At 75.1% G+C, this 18,688-nt stretch carries 20 protein-coding genes and 2 tRNA genes; 17 read left to right on the top strand and 5 right to left on the bottom strand.

Going from position 1 to position 18,688, the window contains the following annotated elements:
* The first annotated feature begins 27 nt into the window (after positions 1 to 27).
* From BKA21_RS12755 to BKA21_RS12745, 3 genes are all read left to right on the top strand, one after another.
* On the top strand, positions 28 to 753 hold the full coding sequence (locus tag BKA21_RS12755) for a HEAT repeat domain-containing protein (RefSeq protein ID WP_140459467.1): 726 nt from the start codon (positions 28 to 30) through the stop codon (positions 751 to 753).
* 116 nt (positions 754 to 869) lie between these two features.
* A complete protein-coding gene (locus BKA21_RS12750) occupies positions 870 to 1,178 on the top strand; it encodes a helix-turn-helix domain-containing protein (protein WP_140459466.1) in 309 nt (102 codons plus the stop codon).
* Between the two features lie 44 nt (positions 1,179 to 1,222).
* Positions 1,223 to 2,428, top strand: a complete 1,206-nt coding sequence (locus tag BKA21_RS12745) for a type II toxin-antitoxin system HipA family toxin (protein ID WP_239072828.1) — start codon at positions 1,223 to 1,225, stop codon at positions 2,426 to 2,428.
* 71 nt (positions 2,429 to 2,499) lie between these two features.
* On the opposite strand, the gene BKA21_RS12740 is transcribed toward BKA21_RS12745, so the two are convergent.
* Both BKA21_RS12740 and BKA21_RS12735 read right to left on the bottom strand, forming a co-directional pair.
* Positions 2,500 to 2,589 (bottom strand) — tRNA-Ser (locus BKA21_RS12740).
* Positions 2,590 to 2,666: 77 nt separating this feature from the next.
* On the bottom strand, positions 2,667 to 3,935 hold the full coding sequence (locus tag BKA21_RS12735) for a threonine/serine exporter family protein (RefSeq protein ID WP_140459464.1): 1,269 nt from the start codon (positions 3,933 to 3,935) through the stop codon (positions 2,667 to 2,669).
* A 195-nt stretch (positions 3,936 to 4,130) separates the two neighbouring features.
* Here BKA21_RS12735 and BKA21_RS12730 point away from each other — a divergent pair, with 195 nt between their 5' ends.
* From BKA21_RS12730 to BKA21_RS12710, 5 genes are all read left to right on the top strand, one after another.
* Positions 4,131 to 4,961, top strand: a complete 831-nt coding sequence (locus BKA21_RS12730; protein ID WP_239072829.1) for an SDR family NAD(P)-dependent oxidoreductase — start codon at positions 4,131 to 4,133, stop codon at positions 4,959 to 4,961.
* On the top strand, positions 4,958 to 5,590 hold the full coding sequence (locus BKA21_RS12725; protein WP_170209035.1) for a TetR/AcrR family transcriptional regulator: 633 nt from the start codon (positions 4,958 to 4,960) through the stop codon (positions 5,588 to 5,590). Before BKA21_RS12730 ends, BKA21_RS12725 begins: the two co-directional genes overlap by 4 nt.
* Entirely contained in the window at positions 5,580 to 6,368 is a 789-nt protein-coding gene (locus BKA21_RS12720) for a hypothetical protein (RefSeq protein ID WP_140459461.1), read from the top strand. Before BKA21_RS12725 ends, BKA21_RS12720 begins: the two co-directional genes overlap by 11 nt.
* An 8-nt stretch (positions 6,369 to 6,376) precedes the next feature.
* A complete protein-coding gene (locus BKA21_RS12715) occupies positions 6,377 to 7,642 on the top strand; it encodes an aminotransferase class III-fold pyridoxal phosphate-dependent enzyme (RefSeq protein WP_140459460.1) in 1,266 nt (421 codons plus the stop codon).
* 261 nt (positions 7,643 to 7,903) lie between these two features.
* Positions 7,904 to 8,488: a DapH/DapD/GlmU-related protein gene (locus BKA21_RS12710; protein ID WP_140459459.1), complete on the top strand. Its 585-nt coding sequence runs from the start codon at positions 7,904 to 7,906 to the stop codon at positions 8,486 to 8,488.
* 41 nt (positions 8,489 to 8,529) lie between these two features.
* Here the strand turns inward: BKA21_RS12710 and BKA21_RS12705 are convergent, their stop codons facing one another.
* Positions 8,530 to 9,606, bottom strand: a complete 1,077-nt coding sequence (locus tag BKA21_RS12705) for a coiled-coil domain-containing protein (RefSeq protein ID WP_140459458.1) — start codon at positions 9,604 to 9,606, stop codon at positions 8,530 to 8,532.
* Positions 9,607 to 9,666: 60 nt separating this feature from the next.
* Here BKA21_RS12705 and BKA21_RS12700 point away from each other — a divergent pair, with 60 nt between their 5' ends.
* Positions 9,667 to 10,056, top strand: coding sequence for a YchJ family protein (locus tag BKA21_RS12700; protein WP_140459457.1), 390 nt, complete (start codon positions 9,667 to 9,669; stop codon positions 10,054 to 10,056).
* A gap of 12 nt (positions 10,057 to 10,068) precedes the next feature.
* On the opposite strand, the gene BKA21_RS12695 is transcribed toward BKA21_RS12700, so the two are convergent.
* On the bottom strand, positions 10,069 to 10,371 hold the full coding sequence (locus BKA21_RS12695) for a hypothetical protein (RefSeq protein ID WP_140459456.1): 303 nt from the start codon (positions 10,369 to 10,371) through the stop codon (positions 10,069 to 10,071).
* Between the two features lie 272 nt (positions 10,372 to 10,643).
* On the opposite strand from BKA21_RS12695, the gene BKA21_RS12690 reads away from it, so the two are divergent.
* The 5 genes from BKA21_RS12690 to BKA21_RS12670 all read left to right on the top strand — a co-directional run bounded on the left by BKA21_RS12690 (position 10,644) and on the right by BKA21_RS12670 (position 14,780).
* Entirely contained in the window at positions 10,644 to 11,465 is an 822-nt protein-coding gene (locus BKA21_RS12690) for an amino acid ABC transporter substrate-binding protein (RefSeq protein ID WP_140459455.1), read from the top strand.
* A 51-nt stretch (positions 11,466 to 11,516) separates the two neighbouring features.
* The gene (locus BKA21_RS12685; RefSeq protein ID WP_140459687.1) at positions 11,517 to 12,140 is read left to right on the top strand and encodes an amino acid ABC transporter permease; all 624 of its coding nucleotides are present in this window, start codon (positions 11,517 to 11,519) and stop codon (positions 12,138 to 12,140) included.
* A complete protein-coding gene (locus BKA21_RS12680) occupies positions 12,127 to 12,927 on the top strand; it encodes an amino acid ABC transporter ATP-binding protein (protein WP_140459454.1) in 801 nt (266 codons plus the stop codon). The genes BKA21_RS12685 and BKA21_RS12680 overlap by 14 nt, the downstream gene beginning before the upstream one ends.
* A gap of 193 nt (positions 12,928 to 13,120) precedes the next feature.
* Positions 13,121 to 13,864: a DUF6338 family protein gene (locus BKA21_RS12675; RefSeq protein ID WP_140459453.1), complete on the top strand. Its 744-nt coding sequence runs from the start codon at positions 13,121 to 13,123 to the stop codon at positions 13,862 to 13,864.
* Positions 13,865 to 13,904: 40 nt separating this feature from the next.
* Positions 13,905 to 14,780 (top strand): alpha/beta hydrolase, encoded by an 876-nt coding sequence (locus BKA21_RS12670; RefSeq protein ID WP_140459452.1) that lies wholly within the window; start codon positions 13,905 to 13,907, stop codon positions 14,778 to 14,780.
* 10 nt (positions 14,781 to 14,790) lie between these two features.
* On the opposite strand, the gene BKA21_RS12665 is transcribed toward BKA21_RS12670, so the two are convergent.
* Positions 14,791 to 14,883, bottom strand: a tRNA-Ser gene (locus BKA21_RS12665).
* A gap of 157 nt (positions 14,884 to 15,040) precedes the next feature.
* On the opposite strand from BKA21_RS12665, the gene BKA21_RS12660 reads away from it, so the two are divergent.
* From BKA21_RS12660 to BKA21_RS12650, 3 genes are all read left to right on the top strand, one after another.
* Entirely contained in the window at positions 15,041 to 16,174 is a 1,134-nt protein-coding gene (locus BKA21_RS12660) for a right-handed parallel beta-helix repeat-containing protein (RefSeq protein ID WP_140459451.1), read from the top strand.
* A gap of 94 nt (positions 16,175 to 16,268) precedes the next feature.
* Positions 16,269 to 17,384: a hypothetical protein gene (locus BKA21_RS12655; protein WP_140459450.1), complete on the top strand. Its 1,116-nt coding sequence runs from the start codon at positions 16,269 to 16,271 to the stop codon at positions 17,382 to 17,384.
* Positions 17,385 to 17,500: 116 nt separating this feature from the next.
* Complete coding sequence (locus BKA21_RS12650) at positions 17,501 to 18,625, top strand: hypothetical protein (protein ID WP_140459449.1); 1,125 nt, start codon at positions 17,501 to 17,503, stop codon at positions 18,623 to 18,625.
* Positions 18,626 to 18,688 lie beyond the last annotated feature (63 nt).

Here is an 18,688-nt window from a genome sequence, read left to right as displayed (position 1 = left end):
GCGGGGACGGCGCGGCACGATGCAGCGGTGAGCACCGGACCTGCCGCCCGCGTCCCGACCACGGTCGACGAGGTCGCGGCGGGCCTGCGATCGGCCCGGACCGCCACGTTCGAGCGAGCCGTCGCCGCGGCGGTCGGGCTCGGCGCCGAGGGTGACCGCGTGCTGGCCGAGCTGGACGACCTGCGTGGCTGGCGGGCCGTCACCGTGACCGCGGCTCTCGGCGACGTCGACGGACCGCACGGGGGCCAGGTCCTGCGACGCCGGGTCGCCGCCCGTGGTCCCGGCACCAGCGACGTCCGGTGGGCCGCGCTCCTCGCCCTCACCAAGCGTCGCGAGGACGGCGTGGACACCGTGCTCGCCGACGCGCTCGACGACCCGGACCGCGTCGTGCGGGAGTACGCGCTGATCGGCCTCGCCGCCGTCGGCGACGACCGCTGCTGGGACGACGTGCTCCGACGCCTGTCCGCCACGCTCTCCCGCACGCGCACGACCGTGCGCGGCGACGACCTCTCCCCCGTCATCACAGCCCTCGCCTACCTCCTGCGCCACGCGCACGACGACCGCGCGCGCGTCGAGGTGGTCGCCGGACTGCTGCGACGTCGGCTGGACCGCCTGGACGAGGGCGAGCGGCAGTGGCTCGACGCTCACTGGCCCGCCGTCACGTCCGGGGCCGCGTCCGCGCTCCCCGACACGACGGCCATGCACGAGAGCGTCCTGCGCGACCCGCTCCTCTCCCGCGCCGGCGCGCGATGACACCGGCCCGCGCCGCATGCGCCGGATGAGGTCCTCGGAGTGCCGACGATGCGTGACACGTCGATATCGATCGCTTAACCTCGCTCAGAGATCACTCTCGATGCTTAAGGGGACCCATGACGACCGGAACTCCTCGCGCGGTGGCACGGGCAGCGGTCGAGATGGGCGAGTCGCTCGGCCGGTGGCGCCGGCTGCGCGAGCTGACCCTGGCGGAGACCGCCGACCGCGCCGGGGTCGGCGTCACCACCCTTCGACGCATCGAGCAGGGCCGTGGCGGCACGATCGAGTCCCTCCTGCGCGTCGCACGGGCGCTGGGGGTGCTCGACCAGCTCACCGCGTCTGTCGACCCGCTGACGACCGACGTCGGACGACTCCGTGCCGCCGAGGCGCTGCCGGCTCGTGTCCGTCGCCGGCAGCCGTCGTGAGCGGGCCTCCCGTCCGGGTCTGGGTGAGCGACCGCGGGACGGACGTGGACGCTGGGACCCTGTACTCGCACCGGCGCGGGCGCACCGAGTCCGCCACCTTCGTCTACGCCTCGTCCTTCGTCGCGCGCCCCGGTGCGTACGAGCTGGACCCGACCCTTCCGCTGAGCACGGCACCGACGCAGACCCCGGTCGGCACACGCCTGTTCGGAGCGCTGAGCGACTGTGCACCGGACCGCTGGGGACGCACGCTGATCTCAAGGGCGGAGGCACGGACCGCACGCGAGGAGGGGCGCGCGGCGCGCACGCTCGGCGAGATCGACTTCCTGCTGGGGGTCCGTGACGACCTGCGTCAGGGCGCGCTGCGGTTCAGCGTGGACGACGGTCCCTTCCTCGCGACGGACGACACCGGCGTCCCCGCGCTCACCGACCTGCCCGAGCTCATGGCCCTCGCCGACGCGGCCGAGCGCGACGACGCGCCGCTCCCGGACCTGAGACGGCTGCTCCGCGTGGGCAGCTCCCTCGGCGGGGCCCGCCCGAAGGCCCACGTCATGACTCCCGAGGGCCGGGTCGCCATCGCCAAGTTCCCCTCGGCCGCGCACGACACGTGGAACGTCATGGCCTGGGAGAAGGTGGCCCTGGAGCTGGCCGCCCGTGCGGGGATCGACGTCTCCGCATCGCGGCTGCTGCGGCTCGCCGGGCGGCACGTGCTCGTCGTCGAGCGGTTCGACCGCACCCCTGCGGGCCACCGCGTCGGCTACGTCAGCGCGATGACGATGCTGGAGGCCACCGACGGCGAGCAGCGCAGCTACCTCGACATCGCCGAGGTGATCGAGGAGCGCTCGTCCCGCACGGGCCGAGACCTGGCCGAGCTGTGGCGCCGCCTCGTGCTCAGCATCCTGGTCAGCAACACCGACGACCACCTGCGCAACCACGGCTTCCTGCACGCCGGGGGCACGTCGTGGCGCCTCGCCCCCGCGTTCGACCTCAACCCTCAGCCCGAGCCGGGCCCGACGCACCTCTCGACGTACGTCGACGGCGCCGACGACGCCGCGACCCTCGACCTGGCACTGTCGGTCGCGCCGGCGTTCCGCCTCTCTCCGACCGCCGCGCGGCAGGTGCTCGCCGAGGTGGCGGCGGCGGTCAGCGACTGGCGCACGATCGCGTCGCAGTGGCTCCCCGCCAGCGAGATCGAGGCGATGGCACCGGCGTTCGCCGCGCTGGACACCGTGCCGGACGCCATCTCCGGCTGACGTCCCGCAGAGCAGAGCAGCCCGGGCCTGAGGGGCCCGGGCTGCTGCCGACGTCGTACGACATCGACCGGCGGAGACGGTGGGATTTGAACCCACGGAAGGGTTGACCCCTTCACGGCCTTAGCAGGGCCGCGCACTAGACCTGGCTATGCGACGTCTCCGAGTACGGCGTCAGGGTACCGGGCCACGGGCGGTGCGACCAAAGTGTCTACGGGGCGCGTCGTGGCGGGCGCCGTGCTCAGTGCTCGAAGCCCCACTCGCGGTCGGTGACCATGCGGGCGACGGCGAGACCGACGGACAGCGCGGTGACGATGAGCGCGGCCTGGACGCCGTACTCGAGGGCCTGCGTCACGTCGCCGTTGGACAGGTGGTAGACCGCCCGGTAGGCGGGGACGCCGGGCACCATGATCGTCACGGCGGGGACGTAGACGGTGATCCGCGGGATGTTCAGCCGGGGCGCGATCCACGCGGCGAGCAGACCGACGAGGAACGCGGCGACGGCGGCGGACGCCTGCGGGGGCCAGGCCAGGTCGGCCACGGCGACGATCCGCAGCACGTTCGGCACGGCGGCGACGCCGGCGGCGACGAGGGCCATGCGCCACGGGCTGTTGAACATCAGGGCGAAGCCGAGCACGCCGACGAACGACGCGAGCAGCCGCAGGGCCAGCAGCAGGCCGGGGGCGATCTCGATCGGCATCGGCGGGTCGGGGCGCAGGCCGACGACGATCGAGACGGCCCAGACGGCGAAGGCCGCGGACACGAAGATCATGACGGCCCAGGTCAGGCGCGCGACGCCGGCGGAGAAGTCGAGGCGGGCGAGGTCGAGGGCGCCGGTGACGAGCGGGAAGCCGGGGACGAGGAACAGGGCCGCGGCGACGTACCCGGTCTCGTGGACGCCGCCGGTGGCGCCGACGGCGTGGAGCACCTGGACGAAGCCGAGGTACGCGGTGGCGGACAGGGTCGCGGCGAGCATGGTGACGCCGAACTGGTTGAGCCCGCGGTGCAGCAGCGTGCGGCGCAGGGCCTGGCCGAGGCCGGCGCCGACGAAGGCGCCGAGCACCTCGATGGGCCCGCCGTTGTTGAGGAACGCGAACGCCGCGCACGCGATGGCCGCCCACAGGCCGTTGAGCACCACCGGGTACAGGGGCGGCTTGCTGGCGATGCGGTCGATCTCGGCGCCGACCTGCTCGACCGTGACGGGTGCCTGCGCCTCGACGCGCTGGGCGAGCAGCTCGAGCTCGGCGAGGCGGTCGGTGTTGACGCCGACGGTGCGGGACTCGGTGACCTCGGTGCGGAACGAGCGGCCCCGGTGCGAGGTGGTGGTGATCTCCGTGAGGGTCACGTGCGCCTCGTGGCGGTCGATGCCGAGCGCGCGGGCCACGCGGGCCATGGAGGCCTTGACGCGGTAGGAGCCGGTGCCGGCGGACAGGCTCAGCCGTCCGACGCGCAGCACCGTGCCCGAGCGTCGGATGAGCTCGAGCTCGTCGTCGTCCGGTGTCCTGGGCACGGGCCCATCATGGCGCTGCGTGCGGCCCGACGGCAGGACGTCGGCCCCAGCCCGGGCCCGGCGGGGTGCGAGACGCGTCACGTCGCGCGTTTCCGACCGGTGAACTCTTGCGGCGCCCCTTGCCGCGGGGCCGTGCGGTGCGGGAGCGTGTGCCCACTTGGTCGATCGACCAAGATCGTCGGACGGGGAGGAACCGTGACCGCACGCCGCACCGCCGTCGTCACCGGCGCCAGCTCGGGCCTCGGCGCCGGGATCGCCCGGGCGCTGGCCGCCCGCGACCACGACGTCGTGCTCGTCGCCCGCCGCGCGGACCGGCTGGAGGCCCTCGCCGACGAGCTGCGCACCGCGCACGGGGTGGCCGCGCACGTCGTCGCCGTCGACCTCGCGGACCCCGCCGGGCCGGCCCGGGTCGCCGCGGCGGTCGCGGACCTGGGCCCCGACGTGCTCGTCAACGCCGCCGGGTTCGGCACCGCGGAGAACCTCGTCGACGAGGATCCCGCGCGCATCGCGGAGGAGGTCGACGTCAACGTCCGCGCGCTGACCGTGCTGACGCGCCTGCTGCTGCCGTCGCTGCTCGCCTCGCCCGCGGGCCTGCTCGTCAACGTCTCGAGCACCGCGTCGTTCCAGCCGGTGCCGGGCCTGGCCGTCTACGCCGCGACCAAGGCGTACGTGACGTCGCTGACGGAGGCGGTCTGGGCGGAGACGCGCGGCAGCGCCCTCACGGTGGTGTGCCTGTGCCCGGGCCCGGCGGACACCGAGTTCTTCCAGGTCGCGGGCACCGAGCGGTTCAAGGTCGGGCAGGTCGTCACGGTCGAGCAGGTCGTCGACGTCGCGATGCGCGCCGCCCGTGGCCGCGGCCCGCTGCCGACGGCGGTCGTCGGGTGGCGCAACCGCGTCACGTCGGTGCTCACACCCCGGCTGCCGCGGCGGCTCGTGCTCACGGTGACGGCCCGGCTGACCGGCGCCACGGAACGCCGCGAGGCACCCGTGACCGTCGCGGCGGGCACGGGCGAGCAGGCCCGGTGACCGCGCGCCGGAGCGTCGAGGAGCGGCGCGCCCAGCTGGTCGAGGCCGCGGTGCGGGTGATCGCCCGCGACGGGGTCGCCCAGGCCTCGACCCGTGCCGTGACCACCGAGGCCGGGATCCCGCTGGGCCAGCTGCACTACGCGTTCGGCACCCGCGAGGCGCTGCTCGACGCCGTCATCGCGCACGTCACCGACACCGAGCGGATCGCGGTGCAGCACGCGCACGTGCCGCCCGGGGCGACCGGCCGCGACGCCCTCGCGCACCTGCTGCGCACCGGGTTCGAGGGCTACCTCGACCTGCTGGCCGCGGACCCCGCGCGCGAGACCGCGCTGCTCGACCTGTTCGTGCACAGCCTGCGCCGCGGCGACGCCGCCCCCGTGCCGCAGTACGTCACCTACTACGGGGTCGCCACGGACACGCTCGCGCACGCCGCCGCCGTGACCGGGTGCACGTGGCGGGTGCCGCCCGCCGACGCCGCCCGGATGCTCGTCGTCACCCTCGACGGGCTGACCACCACGTGGCTGGCCGACCGCGACGACGCCGCGGCCCGCCGCGCCGCAGCCCTGCACGCCGACCTGCTCGCCGGGCTGGCCGACCCGACGCCCGAAGGAGACGACCGTGCTCACTGACCTCGACCCCCGCGTGAGCGCGCACGTCAACGCGCACGCCGTGCTCGGCGCGATCCCCGCGCTCGTCGACCTCGCCCCCGACGCGCAGGCCCTGCTGGCGGGCCTGCGCGCGCCCGTCGTGCTGCGCGTCGTCGCCCGCGGCGGCCCGAGCCTGACGCTCACCTTCCGGTCCGGCGGCGTCGCGCCCGGCCCCGACGCCGCCGCGCAGGCCCGTCGAGCCCGCCGCGTCACGCTGCTGACCGTCTCCCCGGAGCACCTCAACGGCGTCGTCGCCGGCACCGCGCAGCCCGTGCCGGTCGGCGGGCCCGCCGGCCTGGGCTTCCTCACCCGCGTGTTCGTGCCGATGAGCGCGCTCCTCGCCCGGTACCTGCGCCCGACGCCCGACGACCTCGCCGACCCCGCGTTCGCCCGCGCGTCGACCCTGCTGACGCTGACGGTCGCCGTCGCCGCGATCGCCGTGGTCGGCAACGAGGACCGCTCCGGCCGGTACTCCGCCGCGCACATGGCCGACGGCGCCGTGGACCTCGAGGTCGGCGACGAGCTGCGCTACCGGCTCGTGGCCCGCGACCACCACCTCGTCGTCGACCCGTCGCCGACCGGCCCGCCGCGGGCCGCGCTGCGGTTCGCGGACCTCGGCGTCGCGGGCGACGTGCTCACCGGCCGGTCGTCGGCCATGGCGTGCATCTGCGACGGCTCGCTCGCGATGCGCGGCTACATCCCCCTCGTCGACAACGTCTCGCGGATCCTCGACCGCGCCGGCCACTACCTCGGAGAGTGAGCGCCGCCATGACCACGCCCTACACGTACGAGAAGAGCCGGGCCGCGTTCGCCCGCGCCACCCGCGTCATCCCGTCCGGCATCTACGGCCACCAGGGCCCCTCGGAGGGCGTGTACGTGCCCCGCGAGGCGTTCCCGCTGTTCTCGGCGCGCGCCGCGGGCTCGCGGTTCTGGGACGTCGACGGCAACGAGTTCATCGACTACATGTGCGGCTACGGCCCCAACGTCCTCGGGTACCACGACCCCGACGTCGACGCCGCCGCGCAGGCCCAGGCCAGGCTCGAGGACGTCGTGACCATCCCGTCGACCGTCATGGTCGACTTCGCCGAGCTGCTCGTCGACACCGTGGCCAGCGCCGACTGGGCGTTCTTCGCGAAGAACGGCGGCGACACCACCACCCTCGCGGTGATGACGGCGCGCGCCGCGACCCGTCGCAAGAAGATCGTGCTGTTCGGCGGGTACTACCACGGGGTCGCGCCCTGGGCGCAGAAGCTCGACTACCCCGGGGTGCTCGAGGAGGACGTCGCGCACGTGCTGCACGCGCCGTGGAACGACCTGGCCGCGCTGCGCCGCCTGTTCTCCGAGCACCGCGGGCAGATCGCCGGCCTCGTCGCCCAGCCCTACATGCACGGCAACTTCGTCGACAACGTGCTCCCCGACCCCGGGTTCTGGCAGGGCGTGCGGCGCCTGTGCGACGAGCACGGCGTCGTCCTCGTCGTCGACGACGTGCGCGCCGGCTGGCGCCTCGACATCGCCGGCTCCGACCACTTCTACGGGTTCGAGGCCGACCTCATCTGCTTCTGCAAGGCCCTCGCCAACGGGTACAACGTGTCCGCGCTGTGCGGCAAGGACTCGCTCAAGGACGCCGTCTCGTCCCTGACGTACACGGGCTCGTACTGGATGAGCGCCGTGCCCTTCGCCGCCGGGATCGCCACCATCACCAAGCTGCGCGACACCGACGCCACCACCCGCTTCCGCACCCTCGGCACCCGCCTCACCGACGGCCTCGTCGGCGCCGCCCGCGAGCACGGCTTCACCCTCGTCGCGTCCGGCGAGCCCGCCCTGTTCTACCTGCGCCTCGCCGACGACGACTCCCTCGGCCTGCACCAGGCGTGGATCGCGCAGATGGTCCGCCGCGGCGTCTTCCTCACCTCCCACCACAACCACTTCGTCAACGCCGCCCTCACCGAGGCCGACGTCGACCGCACCGTCGAGATCGCCCACGAGGCCTTCACCGCCGTCCGCGCCGACCGCCCCCTGCCCGTCGGGGCGTGAGGCCTCGTCCGTCGACGGCCGAACCACGCCTCGGTGCGTGCGGGCAGGCAAGGGAGGCCCTGGCAGGGCCCCCCTTGCCCGGGCCGGGCCGTCGTAACGTCGGAGCATGCAGACCGAGCAGGAGACCCGCGGCCCCCTGAGGAGGCAGCCCGCAGCGACCGCGTCGGCCGGGCCGACCAGGCCGACCGGGCCGACCTGCCCTGACGGCGACCGGCGGGTCGGGTGGCTGCGTCGCGAGGACCTCCCGACGGGGTGCCGCTGATGGACCTGTCCGACTTCCTGGCCCACGCACGCCGCGGAGACGTCATCGCGAAGGGCTCGGACGCGATGGCCTTCGTCCACGCGACCGCCCAAGACGCGCTGCGCATCACGGCCGAGCTCAACGCCCGGTACCACCCGCCCGACGAGGTCCGCGACCTGCTGTCGCTCCTGACCGGAAGGCCCGTCGACGACTCCGTCACCCTGTTCCCGCCGTTCCACTGCGAGTTCGGCAAGAACCTCGTGCTCGGTCGCGACGTCTTCATCAACCAGGGGTGCCGGTTCCAGGACACCGGCGGCATCACGATCGGCGAGGGGACCCTGGTCGGGCACGGCACCACGATCGCGACCCTCGACCACGCGGTCGACCCCGCCCGTCGGGCCGACCTGCTCCCCGCGCCCGTCGTGATCGGCAGGAGCGTGTGGATCGGCGCCGCCGTCACGATCGTCCCCGGGGTGACGATCGGCGACGGGGCGATCGTCGGGGCCGGTGCGGTCGTCACGAGGGACGTCCCCGCGGACACGGTGGTCGCCGGTGTCCCCGCCCGCACGATCCGCCCGACCGGCTTCGAGACGCCCGCCCCGTAGGTACGCGGGCCCGAGCGCCCGGACCGCACGGCCGGCAGGGGTCAGACACCCTCGGCGCCGTAGGCGCGGGCGCGGGCGCGGTCCGCGGCGGAGGCGGCGCGGTCCAGGGTGCGCTGCGCGGCGCGGACCGCCTTCTCCTGCTGGCGGGCGTGCTGCTGGGCGGCGACGAGGCGCTCGTCGGCGCGGGGCAGCGCGGAGCGGGCCTCGGCCAGGCGGCGGCGGACGTCCGCGAGCGCACGGACCAGCTCCTCCTCGGCGCGGTAGGCCTCCTCCGAGGCGCGCTGCGCGTCCTCGAGGTCGCGGCGGGCGTCCTGGTCGGCGCGGGCGGCGTCGTCGTGCCGGGTGCGGGCCTGCGCGAGGGTGTCCTCGGCGGCGGCGAGGGCCTCGGCGGCGCGTGCGCGCTCGCGCTCGGCGCGTTCCCGGTCGCGCTCGGCGCGGACGCGCTCCTGCTCGGCGCGGCGGGCGGTGGCGTCGTCGGTGCGTGGCGTGGCGGGTCGCCCAGCGGGGACGGCGGCGGGCGTGGCGGCGCGGTCGGGTGCCGTGGCGTCGTCGGTGACGGCTCGGCGCCCGGGTGCGGCGTCGGCACCAGCCTGGCTCGCTGAGCCGGCGCGAGCCGCACCGTCGGGGTCCGGGGTGTCGGGGGTCGCGCCGAAGCCGACGTGCTCCTGGGCGTGGGTCAGGGCGCCGGAGGTGACGGCCTGCGCGGCGGCGGGGTCGAGGAGCGCGGCGGTGAGGGTGCGCTCGACCTCCTGCGCGGCGGCGTCGGAGACCTTCTGCCCGGCGGCGGAGGCGAGCCGGCGGGCCTGCTGGGCGAGGCCGGCGACGAGCTTGCGGCGCTGGGTGGTGAGCTCGCGCAGCGCGGGGCCGTCGAGGGTGCGCTCGGCCTCGCGCAGTCCCTCGCCGACGGCGCGGACCTGGTCGGCGAGGGAGGGGTCGTCGCGGACGAGGAGGTTGACGGCCCAGGCGGCGACGGTGGGCTTGCGCAGGGCGGCGACGCGGGCGGCGAGGTCGCGGTCGCCGGCGGTGCGCGCGGCGCGGGCGGCGGCGTCGCGGCGGGCCACGAAGTCGCCGAGCGGGCCGCCGTACAGGTCGTCGACGGCGTCCTCCCAGGCACCCATCGCCCCAGCGTGCCCGAGCACGGGCGGCGCGGCGCCCCGGCGCGCGGGCATGATCGGGGCATGGACCCGAGCCGCTGCCCCTGCCTGAGCGGTCTGCCGTACGCGGAGTGCTGCGGGCCGCTGCACGCGGGGCGGGTGGCGGCGGGCACGGCGGAGCAGCTCATGCGCTCGCGCTACAGCGCGTTCGCGGTGGGTGACGCGGACTACCTGGGCCGCACGTGGCACCCGTCGACGCGGCCGGCGGACCTGACGCCCGACCCGGACCTGCGCTGGTACCGGCTCGACGTGGTGATGACGCGGGCGGGCGGGCCGACGGACGACCACGGCGTGGTGGAGTTCCGCGCGTTCTACCGGCACCCGGACGGGCCGGGGTCGTTGCACGAGGTGAGCCGGTTCGTCCGGGAGCGCGGTGCGTGGCTCTACGTCGACGGGGCCGTGGACGGTCGCTGACCGACCGGTCGGTCAGTGCCGGGGCGCCCGGGTGGGCAGCCAACGGTTGCCGTAGCGGCGGGTGAGGCTGCCGTCGGTGGTCTCGGCGAGCTCGTCGAGGCGGCTGAGCACGGCCCAGGCGACCTTGCGGGCCTGACCGTCGCCGGGGACCTCGAAGCGGACGGTGACGCGGGCCTGGCCGCGGACGACGCCGAGGTCGAAGGACTCGACGGTCGCGCCGGGGCGGGCGGCGTCGACGGCGGCGGGGAGCACGTCGGGGGCGGCGGTGCCGGGTCGCAGGAGGCCGATCGCGGCGGTCACGCGGTACGACGGCACGCGCCCAGCCTGCCACCCGCCACGCGACGTCCCGCATCGTGAGACGGATGCGGGAACCGGGCGCGAGACGTGCTGGCATCGGGCCATGACCAGCGCGCCCGTGCACCACGCGACCACCGTCGCGTGTCGCCGCTGCTGTCGTCGCTGAGCGCTCCCGCGCCGGCCCCGCCCGACCCCGCGTCCCCTGACGCGCCCGTCCGGCCCCTCGTCCCTCGACGAGCCCCCCGCCACCACCCGTGGCAGACTCCCGCACCACCCAGCGAAGGACTCCCATGCGTCGCCGTCTGATCCCCAGCATCCTCGCCGTCACCGCCCTCGGCCTGGGCCTGGCCGCGTGCTCGACCACCGACGAGGCCGCCCCGACCGCCACCTCGGGCGGGCAGGACGACTCCCTGACCTCCGTGCAGGAGGCCGGCGTGATCGTCTTCGGCACCGAGGGCACCTACCGCCCGTTCTCGTACCACGAGGACGGCTCGGGCGAGCTGACCGGCTTCGACGTGGAGATCGCGCGCGCCGTGGCCGCCGAGCTCGGCGTCGAGGCACAGTTCGAGGAGACCCAGTGGGACGCGATCTTCGCGGGCCTGGAGTCGGGCCGCTTCGACGCGATCGCCAACCAGGTCTCCATCACGCCCGAGCGCGAGGAGGCATACACGTTCTCCGCGCCGTACACCTTCAGCCGCGGCGTCGTCGTGGTGCCGGAGGACGACACGTCGATCACGTCGTTCGCGGACCTGGAGGGCAAGACCACCGCGCAGTCGCTGACCAGCAACTGGTACACGCTGGCGGAGGAGTCCGGGGCGAACGTCGAGGCCGTGGAGGGCTGGGCGCAGGCCGTCGCCCTCGTGCAGCAGGGCCGGGTCGCCGCGACGATCAACGACGAGCTGACGTTCCTCGACCACGAGACGCAGACCGGCGGCGACGGCCTGAAGGTGGCCGCCGAGACCGAGGACGTGTCGCGCCAGGCGTTCGCGTTCGCGGCCGGGTCCCAGGAGCTGGCCGACGCGGTCGACGAGGCCCTGGCCACGCTCGCCGAGGACGGCACGCTGGCGGAGATCTCGCAGACGTACTTCGGCGCCGACGTCACCCAGGAGTAGCCGACCGTGGAGGCACCGGACTGGGGGCTGGCGGCGTCGTCGCTGCTCCCGATGATCGACGGCGCCGTCCGCGGCACCATCCCGCTCGCGCTCGTGTCGTTCGCGGGCGGGATGGTGATCGCGGTGGCCGTGGCGCTCATGCGGCTGTCGCGGCGGCGGGCCGTGTCGTGGCTCGCGCGCGCGTACGTGTCCGTGGTCCGGGGCACGCCGCTGCTGGTGCAGCTCTTCGTGATCTTCTACGGGCTGCCGTCGATCGGCCTGCTCATCGACCCGTGGCCGAGCGCCGTCATCGCGTTCTCGATCAACGTCGGCGGGTACGCCGCGGAGATCGTGCGCGCCGCGATCCTCTCGGTGCCCCGCGGGCAGTGGGAGGCCGCGTACGTCGTCGGCATGTCGCACCGCACCGCGCTGGTGCGCGTCATCCTCCCGCAGGCCGCCCGGGTGTCGGTGCCGCCGCTGTCCAACACGTTCATCTCCCTGGTCAAGGACACCTCGCTCGCCTCGCTCATCCTGGTGACCGAGCTGTTCCGCGAGGCCCAGCAGATCGCCGCGTTCAGCCAGGAGTTCATGGCCCTGTACGTGCAGGCCGCGGCCCTGTACTGGGTGATCTGCCTGGCGCTGTCCGCGGTCCAGGGCCGGCTCGAGACGAGGCTGGAGCGTCATGTCGCGACCTGAGGACCGCCCGACCGAGGACGCCCCGACGACGTCCGAGCCGCTGCTCACCGTCACGGGCGTGCGCAAGGCCTTCGGCACCACGCAGGTGCTCGACGGCGTCGACCTGACCGTGCACCGCGGCGACGTCGTGGCCGTGATCGGCGCGTCGGGGTCCGGCAAGACGACGCTGCTGCGCTGCCTCAACGGCCTGGAGACCCCCGACTCCGGCGTCGTCGCGATGTCCGGCGGCCCCCGCGTCGACTTCGCGACCCGCCCGCCGCGCCGCGCCGTGCACGCGCTGCGCGACCGGTCCGGGATGGTGTTCCAGCAGCACAACCTCTTCCCGCACCGGACCGTGCTGCAGAACGTCACCGAGGGCCCCGTCGTCGTGCAGAAGCGGCCCGCCGCGCAGGCCGTCGCCGAGGCCGAGTCCCTGCTCGCGCGCGTCGGGCTGGCCGACAAGCGCGACGCCTACCCCGCCCAGCTCTCCGGCGGGCAGCAGCAGCGCGTCGGGATCGTCCGCGCCCTGGCCCTGCACCCCGACCTGCTGCTCTTCGACGAGCCGACGTCCGCGCTCGACCCCGAGCTCGTCGGCGAGGTCCTCGGCCTCATCCTCGAGCTCGCGCGCGAGGGCTGGACGATGGTGATCGTCACCCACGAGCTGCAGTTCGCCCGCGAGGTCGCCGACACCGTGGTGTTCGTCGACCAGGGCCGGGTGCTGGAGCAGGGCCCGCCCGACCAGGTGCTCCGCGAGCCCGTCGAGGAGCGGACCCGCCAGTTCGTCCGGCGCCTCCTGCACCCGTTCTGACGGGGCCTGGACACCGCACCGGCACCCGGAGGAGCATGCGGACGTCCAGGACGTCGCGCACCGGGGGGTCGGCCATGCCGGACAGGAAGAAGTCGTTCGACGACCTGGACGAGGCCGTCCAGGTCGCCGCGAAGGACGCGCAGCACGACGGGACCGTGGACCCGATGGGCTACGGCGGGGGCGGCGGCGCCTGATGCCCGAGTCCTGGGGTGGTCTGGTCGCGCTGCTCGGCCTGGTCACCCCCGGGCTGGTCTACCGGGCACGCCGCGAGCGGCGGCACCCCGCCCGGCGCGAGACCGCCTTCCGGGAGACCGCGGGGATCGCGCTGGCCAGCCTCGTGCTCACCGGCGCCTCGCTCGTCGTCGTCGGCGCCCTGGCGGAGGTCGTCCCGTGGCTGCCCGACGTCGGGCGCTGGCTGACCGAGCCGTCGTACGGGGGCGAGCACTACCGGCAGGTCGCGGTCTTCGTGCTGCTCGTCGTCGGCCTCGCCTGCGGTCTGGCCGTCGGCGCCGACCAGGTCGTGGCCGCCACGGCGCACCGGCGCACGTCCCGGCCGGGCCAGGACGACGCCCCGACCAGCACCCGGCAGCGCCTGACCGGCATCCACGCGATGCGGCGCGCGACCACGACCGAGGTCCCCGCGGGCGCGCGCACCTGGCTGTGGGTGGCGCTCGACGACGGTACGCACCTCAAGGGCCTGCACCGCGGCTCCGACGCCGGGGAGACCGACGGGGCCCCGGAGATCCTGCTCGGCCACCCCCTGCGGTGGGCAGCACCGGCGGCGGCCGGCACCCCGCTGGTGTGGACCGAGCTGCCCGGCGTGTGGGACTCCGTCGTCGTGCCGCGCGGGCGCGCCCAGTTCGTGGTCGTGGAGTACCTCGACGCCGACGACGACGCCGTGCACCCCACCGGGCCGGAGGGCACGCCGCGCGGCTGAACCGCCGCCACGCCCCGGGCGGACCCGGCAGGATCGGCCCATGGCAGCAGCGCAGCTCCCGACCCTCGACGGCACCGCCCCGCACGCGCGCGGCGTCGTCCACCTCGGCGTGCCCTACGCCGAGAGGTCCGGCCGCACCCTGCACCTGCAGGTGCTGTGGCCGCCGCTCGAGGACGAGGACTCCCCCGCCACGTTCCCCACGGTCGTGTACGTGCAGGGCTCCGGCTGGCGCGAGCAGATGCTCGGACGCACGCTGCTCGAGCTCGGCGAGCTCGCCCGGCGCGGGTACGTCGTCGCGGTGGTCGAGCACCGGCCCTCCGTCGTGGCGCCCTTCCCCGCCCAGGTCGCCGACGCCCGGACGGCCGTGGCGTTTCTGCGCGAGCACGCCGCGACCTACCGCGTCGACCCCGCGCGGATGGTGCTGGCCGGCGACTCGTCCGGCGGGCACACCGCCGTGATGGCCGTGCTCACCGACGGCGACCCGGCGTACTGCGACGAGCCGACCGCCGAGCCGCTCGGCCTGCGCGCCGTCGTCGACCTGTCCGGCCCCACGGACATCGCCCACCTCGACCCCGACCCGACGAGCACCGCGCACACCGCCCCCGACAGCCCCGAGGGCCTGCTGCTGGGCGGCGTCGACGTCCGGGAGAACCCCGACCGCGCGGCGGCCGCCACGCCCATGACCCACGTGCGCCCCGCGTCCGAGGTCACGCTGCCGCCGCTGCTGATCCTGCACGGCGACGCCGACGACGTCGTGCCGTTCGAGCACAGCGTTCTGCTGCACGACGCCCTGCGCGACGCCGGCCACCGCGTGACCCTCTACCGGCTGGCCGGCGCCGGCCACGGCACGGGCGGGTTCTGGGCACCGGCGACCCTCGACGTCGTCGACGACTTCCTGCGCGCCGCGACGGCGTGATCACGGGGTGTGGCGGAGGGCAAGGGATTCGAACCCTTGAGTACGGGGTCACCGCACTAACGGTTTTCAAGACCGTCGCTTTCGGCCGCTCAGCCAGCCCTCCTGGCTCGCGGGACCCTAGCAGAGCACCCGCTGCCCGGCCCGGCGCGGGCGCACGGCAGCGCGCCGGACGTGACGTCGCCGGCTGGCGGGGGCCGCGCGGACGTGCCCACACTGGCCGCGCAGCGCCGCAGGGGGCGACGCCGCACCCAGGGGGAACCATGCGCACCACCACCACCACCACCGCAGCCGCCGTCCTCGTCGCCGGCGTCTGCGCGACGCTCGTCGCCGGACCGGCCCACGCCGCCGGGCCGGCACCGTCGTGCGGCGACACGCTCACGCAGGACACCGTGCTCGCCGCCGACCTGACCTGCGCCGAGGGTGACGGGCTCGTCCTGGCGCCGGGGGTCACGCTCGACCTCGGCGGCCACGCGCTCACCGGTCACGGCCGGTCCGCCGGCTCGGGCGTCGTCGCGCCCGCGCAGGGTGTCGTCACGGTCACCAACGGCGTCGTCCGCGGGTGGCACCGGGGCATCACCGCCCACGAGGACCCCGGCTCGCCGTCGCCGGAGGGGCTCGGCGGCACGCTCTACGTCGACCGGGTGGTCGTCGAGGACACGACCTACGGGATCCGGGCGCGCGGGCGCGTCGACGGGCAGCACAAGCGGGTCGTCGTCGACCGCTCGACCATCCGTGGCGACGGCAACGGCACGGGCATCCTCGTCCACCACGGCACGGTCGACACCCGCCGCAGCACCGTGCAGCGCCACGCCGTCGGGATCCAGGCGGGCGAGTCCCGGGTGACGCTGAGCCGGTCCGTCGTGCGCGACAACGGCACCGGCGCCGCCACCGAGCAGACCCGCCTGGAGATCACGTCCTCCTCCCTCGTCGGCAACCGGTTCGGCGTCTACACCAGCTACGCGGACGACCTCTTCGTCAGCCACTCGGAGATGCTGCACAACGGGCGCGGGCTCTTCCTCGCGGCCTCCGACGGCACCGCGCGCGTGCAGGACACGACGTTCGCGCGCAACGACGTCGGCATCGACCAGACGGGCAACCTGGCGCTCGTGCGGCGGGTGACGTTCCGCGAGAACGGCACCGGGTACCGGGTCGCGGCCGGCACCTGGGCGGGGCCGTGGCAGCAGATGAGCGAGGTCGTCGACAGCACGTTCACCGACGGCGGGGACGGGCTGGTCTCCGCCCAGGACGGTCTGCGGGTGGGCGGCAACGGCGCGTCGGGCAACTCCGGGCGCGGCATCCACGCCCCCGGTGCGACCGACCTCGGCGGCAACACCGCGTCGGGCAACGGGACCGAGCCGCAGTGCGTCGGGGTCTCCTGCACGCCCGGCGGCTGACCGGGCCCGCCTCGCCCAGGCGTCCCCGTCCTGGCGCGCCTACCCTGGCAGGGCGACGTCGCAGGGGGCGGCGCGCACCCAGGGGGACACCGCCATGCGCACTTCCACCACCCTGCCTGCACTCGTCCTGGCCGTCGGCGCGACGCTCGCCGCGGGCCCCGCGCAGGCCGCACCGGGGCCCGCGTGCGGGGACACGCTCACGCAGGACACCGTCCTGACCCGCAACCTCACCTGCCCGTCCGGCGACGGGCTGTGGCTCGAACCCGGCGTCACCCTCGACCTCGGCGGCAAGGTGCTCGCCGGGCACGACGGCGGCAGCGGCGTCGTCGCCCCGTCCACGGGCGACGTCGCGATCGTCAACGGCGTCATCGCCGGCTGGGGCACCGGGGTGACGGGCTGGGACCCCGGACAGGACGAGACCGGCGCCTGGCCGGAGCTGAGCGGGACGGTGCTGCTGGACGGGGTCGTCATCCGCGGGGCCCGCATCGCCGTCTGGGCCTCAGGACGCCTCTACAGGTCCGAGCACAAGCACGTCGACATCGTCCGCTCGACCCTCCGGAACAACGTCTTCGGGCTCATGGCGTTCGGCAGTTCGGCGAGGTTCGACCGGTCGACGGTCCGCGACAGCCGCTACGGCGTCTTCGGCCGGCAGGCGACCATCGCCCTGGACCGGTCCGTCGTGCGGGGCAACACCGTCGGCTACTGGAGCACCGGCGAGACCACGCTCACGCTCACGTCGACGGCGCTCCTCTTCAACACGAAAGGGCTGTCCCCCGCCGATGGCGACGTCATCACCATCGACAGCTCGGACGTGCGGGGCCACGACCTCGCGCTCGACCTTGCGGGGCGGGGCGCCTCGGTCGAGCTGACCGCAACCACCCTGACCCGCAACGAGGTCGCGGTGCACGCCTCCGACTCGTTGCGCGTGGAGGGATCGACCTTCCACGAGAACGACGTCGCCGTCACGGTCACGGACGGCGGTTCCGGCGGCGTGGCAGATCCCGTCGAGGTCGTGGGCTCGACCTTCTCGGACGGGGGCGACGGGCTGGTCGCCGAGGTCCCCGGCGTCCGCGTGGGCGGGAGCACGGCGACGGGCAACGCACGCCACGGGATCCACGCCCCCGGTGCCATCGACCTCGGCGGCAACACCGCCTCAGGGAACGGGACCGAACCGCAGTGCGTCGGGGTCTCCTGCACCCCGGGCGGCTGACGGGACGTTTTCACCCGGGCGAACCGGGGCATCGGGGACTTTCCGCCCCGCGCGGGCCGGACCACACTGGCGACGCGACGCCGCAGGGGGCGGCGCGCACCCAGGGGGACATCGCCATGCGCACTTCCACCGCCCTGCCCGCACTCGTCCTGGCCGTCGGCGCGACACTCGCCGCGGGCCCCGCGCACGCCGCGCCGGGGCCCGCGTGCGGGGACACCCTCACGCAGGACACCGTCCTGACCCGCAACCTCACCTGCCCGTCCGGCGACGGGCTGTGGCTCGCCCCCGGCGTGACCCTCGACCTCGGCGGCAAGGTACTCGCCGGGCACGACGGCGGCAGCGGCGTGGTCGGCCCGCCCACCGGCGACGTCACCGTGACCAACGGCGTCATCGCCGGGTGGCGCACCGGCCTGACGGCGGACGACCCCGGGTACGACCCGGAGACGGGCGACTGGGTCGAGCTCGGCGGGACCGTGCACGCGGACCGCGTCGTGCTGCGCGACAACGGCACGGGGATCGACGGCACCGGGCGGCTCTACGGGCAGAGGAAGATCTTCGCCGTCGACCGCTCGACCCTGCGCGGCAACGTCACGGGCTTCGCGACCACCGGCGGGTACGGGTCGTTCCACCGCACGACGCTGCGCGACAACGGCATCGCGCTCTACGCCAACACCGGCGGGGTCGCGGTGAGCCGGTCGGTCCTGCGCGACAACGACTACGCCTTCTCCGGCGGCGGCGAGTCCGGGATCAGCGTCACGTCGACGGCCGTGCTCGACAACCGCATCGGCTTCCAGGCGTGGTTCATGGACTCCGTCGAGATCACCCGGTCCGAGGTCCGCGGCCACGACGTCGCGCTCGACATCGCCGGCGACGCCGCCTACACCATGGTCCACGACACCACGCTGACCGGCAACGACGTAGCGGTCGACGTGCACGGCAGCCCGTTCGAGGTGCGGCGCTCCACGTTCCGGAAGAACGGCGTGGCCGTCCGCTCCGCCGAGGACTCCTGGCCCGAGGCGCCCTTCGACCGCACCGCCGAGGTCACCGGCAGCACGTTCGCGGACGGCGGCGACGGCCTCGTCTCGCAGTTCGCGGGCATGAAGGTCGGCGGCAACACGGCCACGGGCAACACGGGCCGCGGCATCCACGCACCCGGCGCGCAGGACCTCGGCGGCAACACCGCGAGCGGCAACGGCACCGAGCCGCAGTGCGTCGGCGTCGTGTGCACCCCGGCGGGCTGAGCGCGTTTCACCCGGGCGAACCGTGCGATCCGGGACTTACCACCCTGGCGCGGACGTGGTCAC

Origin of the sequence: Cellulomonas oligotrophica (assembly GCF_013409875.1) — a bacterium.
Taxonomy (GTDB): Bacteria; Actinomycetota; Actinomycetes; order Actinomycetales; family Cellulomonadaceae; genus Cellulomonas; species Cellulomonas oligotrophica.
The sequence above is the reverse complement of the archived record's forward strand: the minus strand, read 5'-3'. Positions and strand labels throughout refer to the sequence as shown.

Coding starts and splice junctions, on each gene's coding strand:
- BKA21_RS12750 (WP_140459466.1), top strand. CDS start 870: ATGACGACCGGAACTCCTCGCGCGGTGGCACGGGCAGCGGTCGAGATG.
- BKA21_RS12715 (WP_140459460.1), top strand. CDS start 6,377: ATGACCACGCCCTACACGTACGAGAAGAGCCGGGCCGCGTTCGCCCGC.
- BKA21_RS12710 (WP_140459459.1), top strand. CDS start 7,904: ATGGACCTGTCCGACTTCCTGGCCCACGCACGCCGCGGAGACGTCATC.
- BKA21_RS12705 (WP_140459458.1), bottom strand. CDS start 9,606: ATGGGTGCCTGGGAGGACGCCGTCGACGACCTGTACGGCGGCCCGCTC.
- BKA21_RS12700 (WP_140459457.1), top strand. CDS start 9,667: ATGGACCCGAGCCGCTGCCCCTGCCTGAGCGGTCTGCCGTACGCGGAG.
- BKA21_RS12690 (WP_140459455.1), top strand. CDS start 10,644: ATGCGTCGCCGTCTGATCCCCAGCATCCTCGCCGTCACCGCCCTCGGC.
- BKA21_RS12685 (WP_140459687.1), top strand. CDS start 11,517: ATGATCGACGGCGCCGTCCGCGGCACCATCCCGCTCGCGCTCGTGTCG.
- BKA21_RS12680 (WP_140459454.1), top strand. CDS start 12,127: ATGTCGCGACCTGAGGACCGCCCGACCGAGGACGCCCCGACGACGTCC.
- BKA21_RS12675 (WP_140459453.1), top strand. CDS start 13,121: ATGCCCGAGTCCTGGGGTGGTCTGGTCGCGCTGCTCGGCCTGGTCACC.
- BKA21_RS12670 (WP_140459452.1), top strand. CDS start 13,905: ATGGCAGCAGCGCAGCTCCCGACCCTCGACGGCACCGCCCCGCACGCG.
- BKA21_RS12660 (WP_140459451.1), top strand. CDS start 15,041: ATGCGCACCACCACCACCACCACCGCAGCCGCCGTCCTCGTCGCCGGC.
- BKA21_RS12655 (WP_140459450.1), top strand. CDS start 16,269: ATGCGCACTTCCACCACCCTGCCTGCACTCGTCCTGGCCGTCGGCGCG.
- BKA21_RS12650 (WP_140459449.1), top strand. CDS start 17,501: ATGCGCACTTCCACCGCCCTGCCCGCACTCGTCCTGGCCGTCGGCGCG.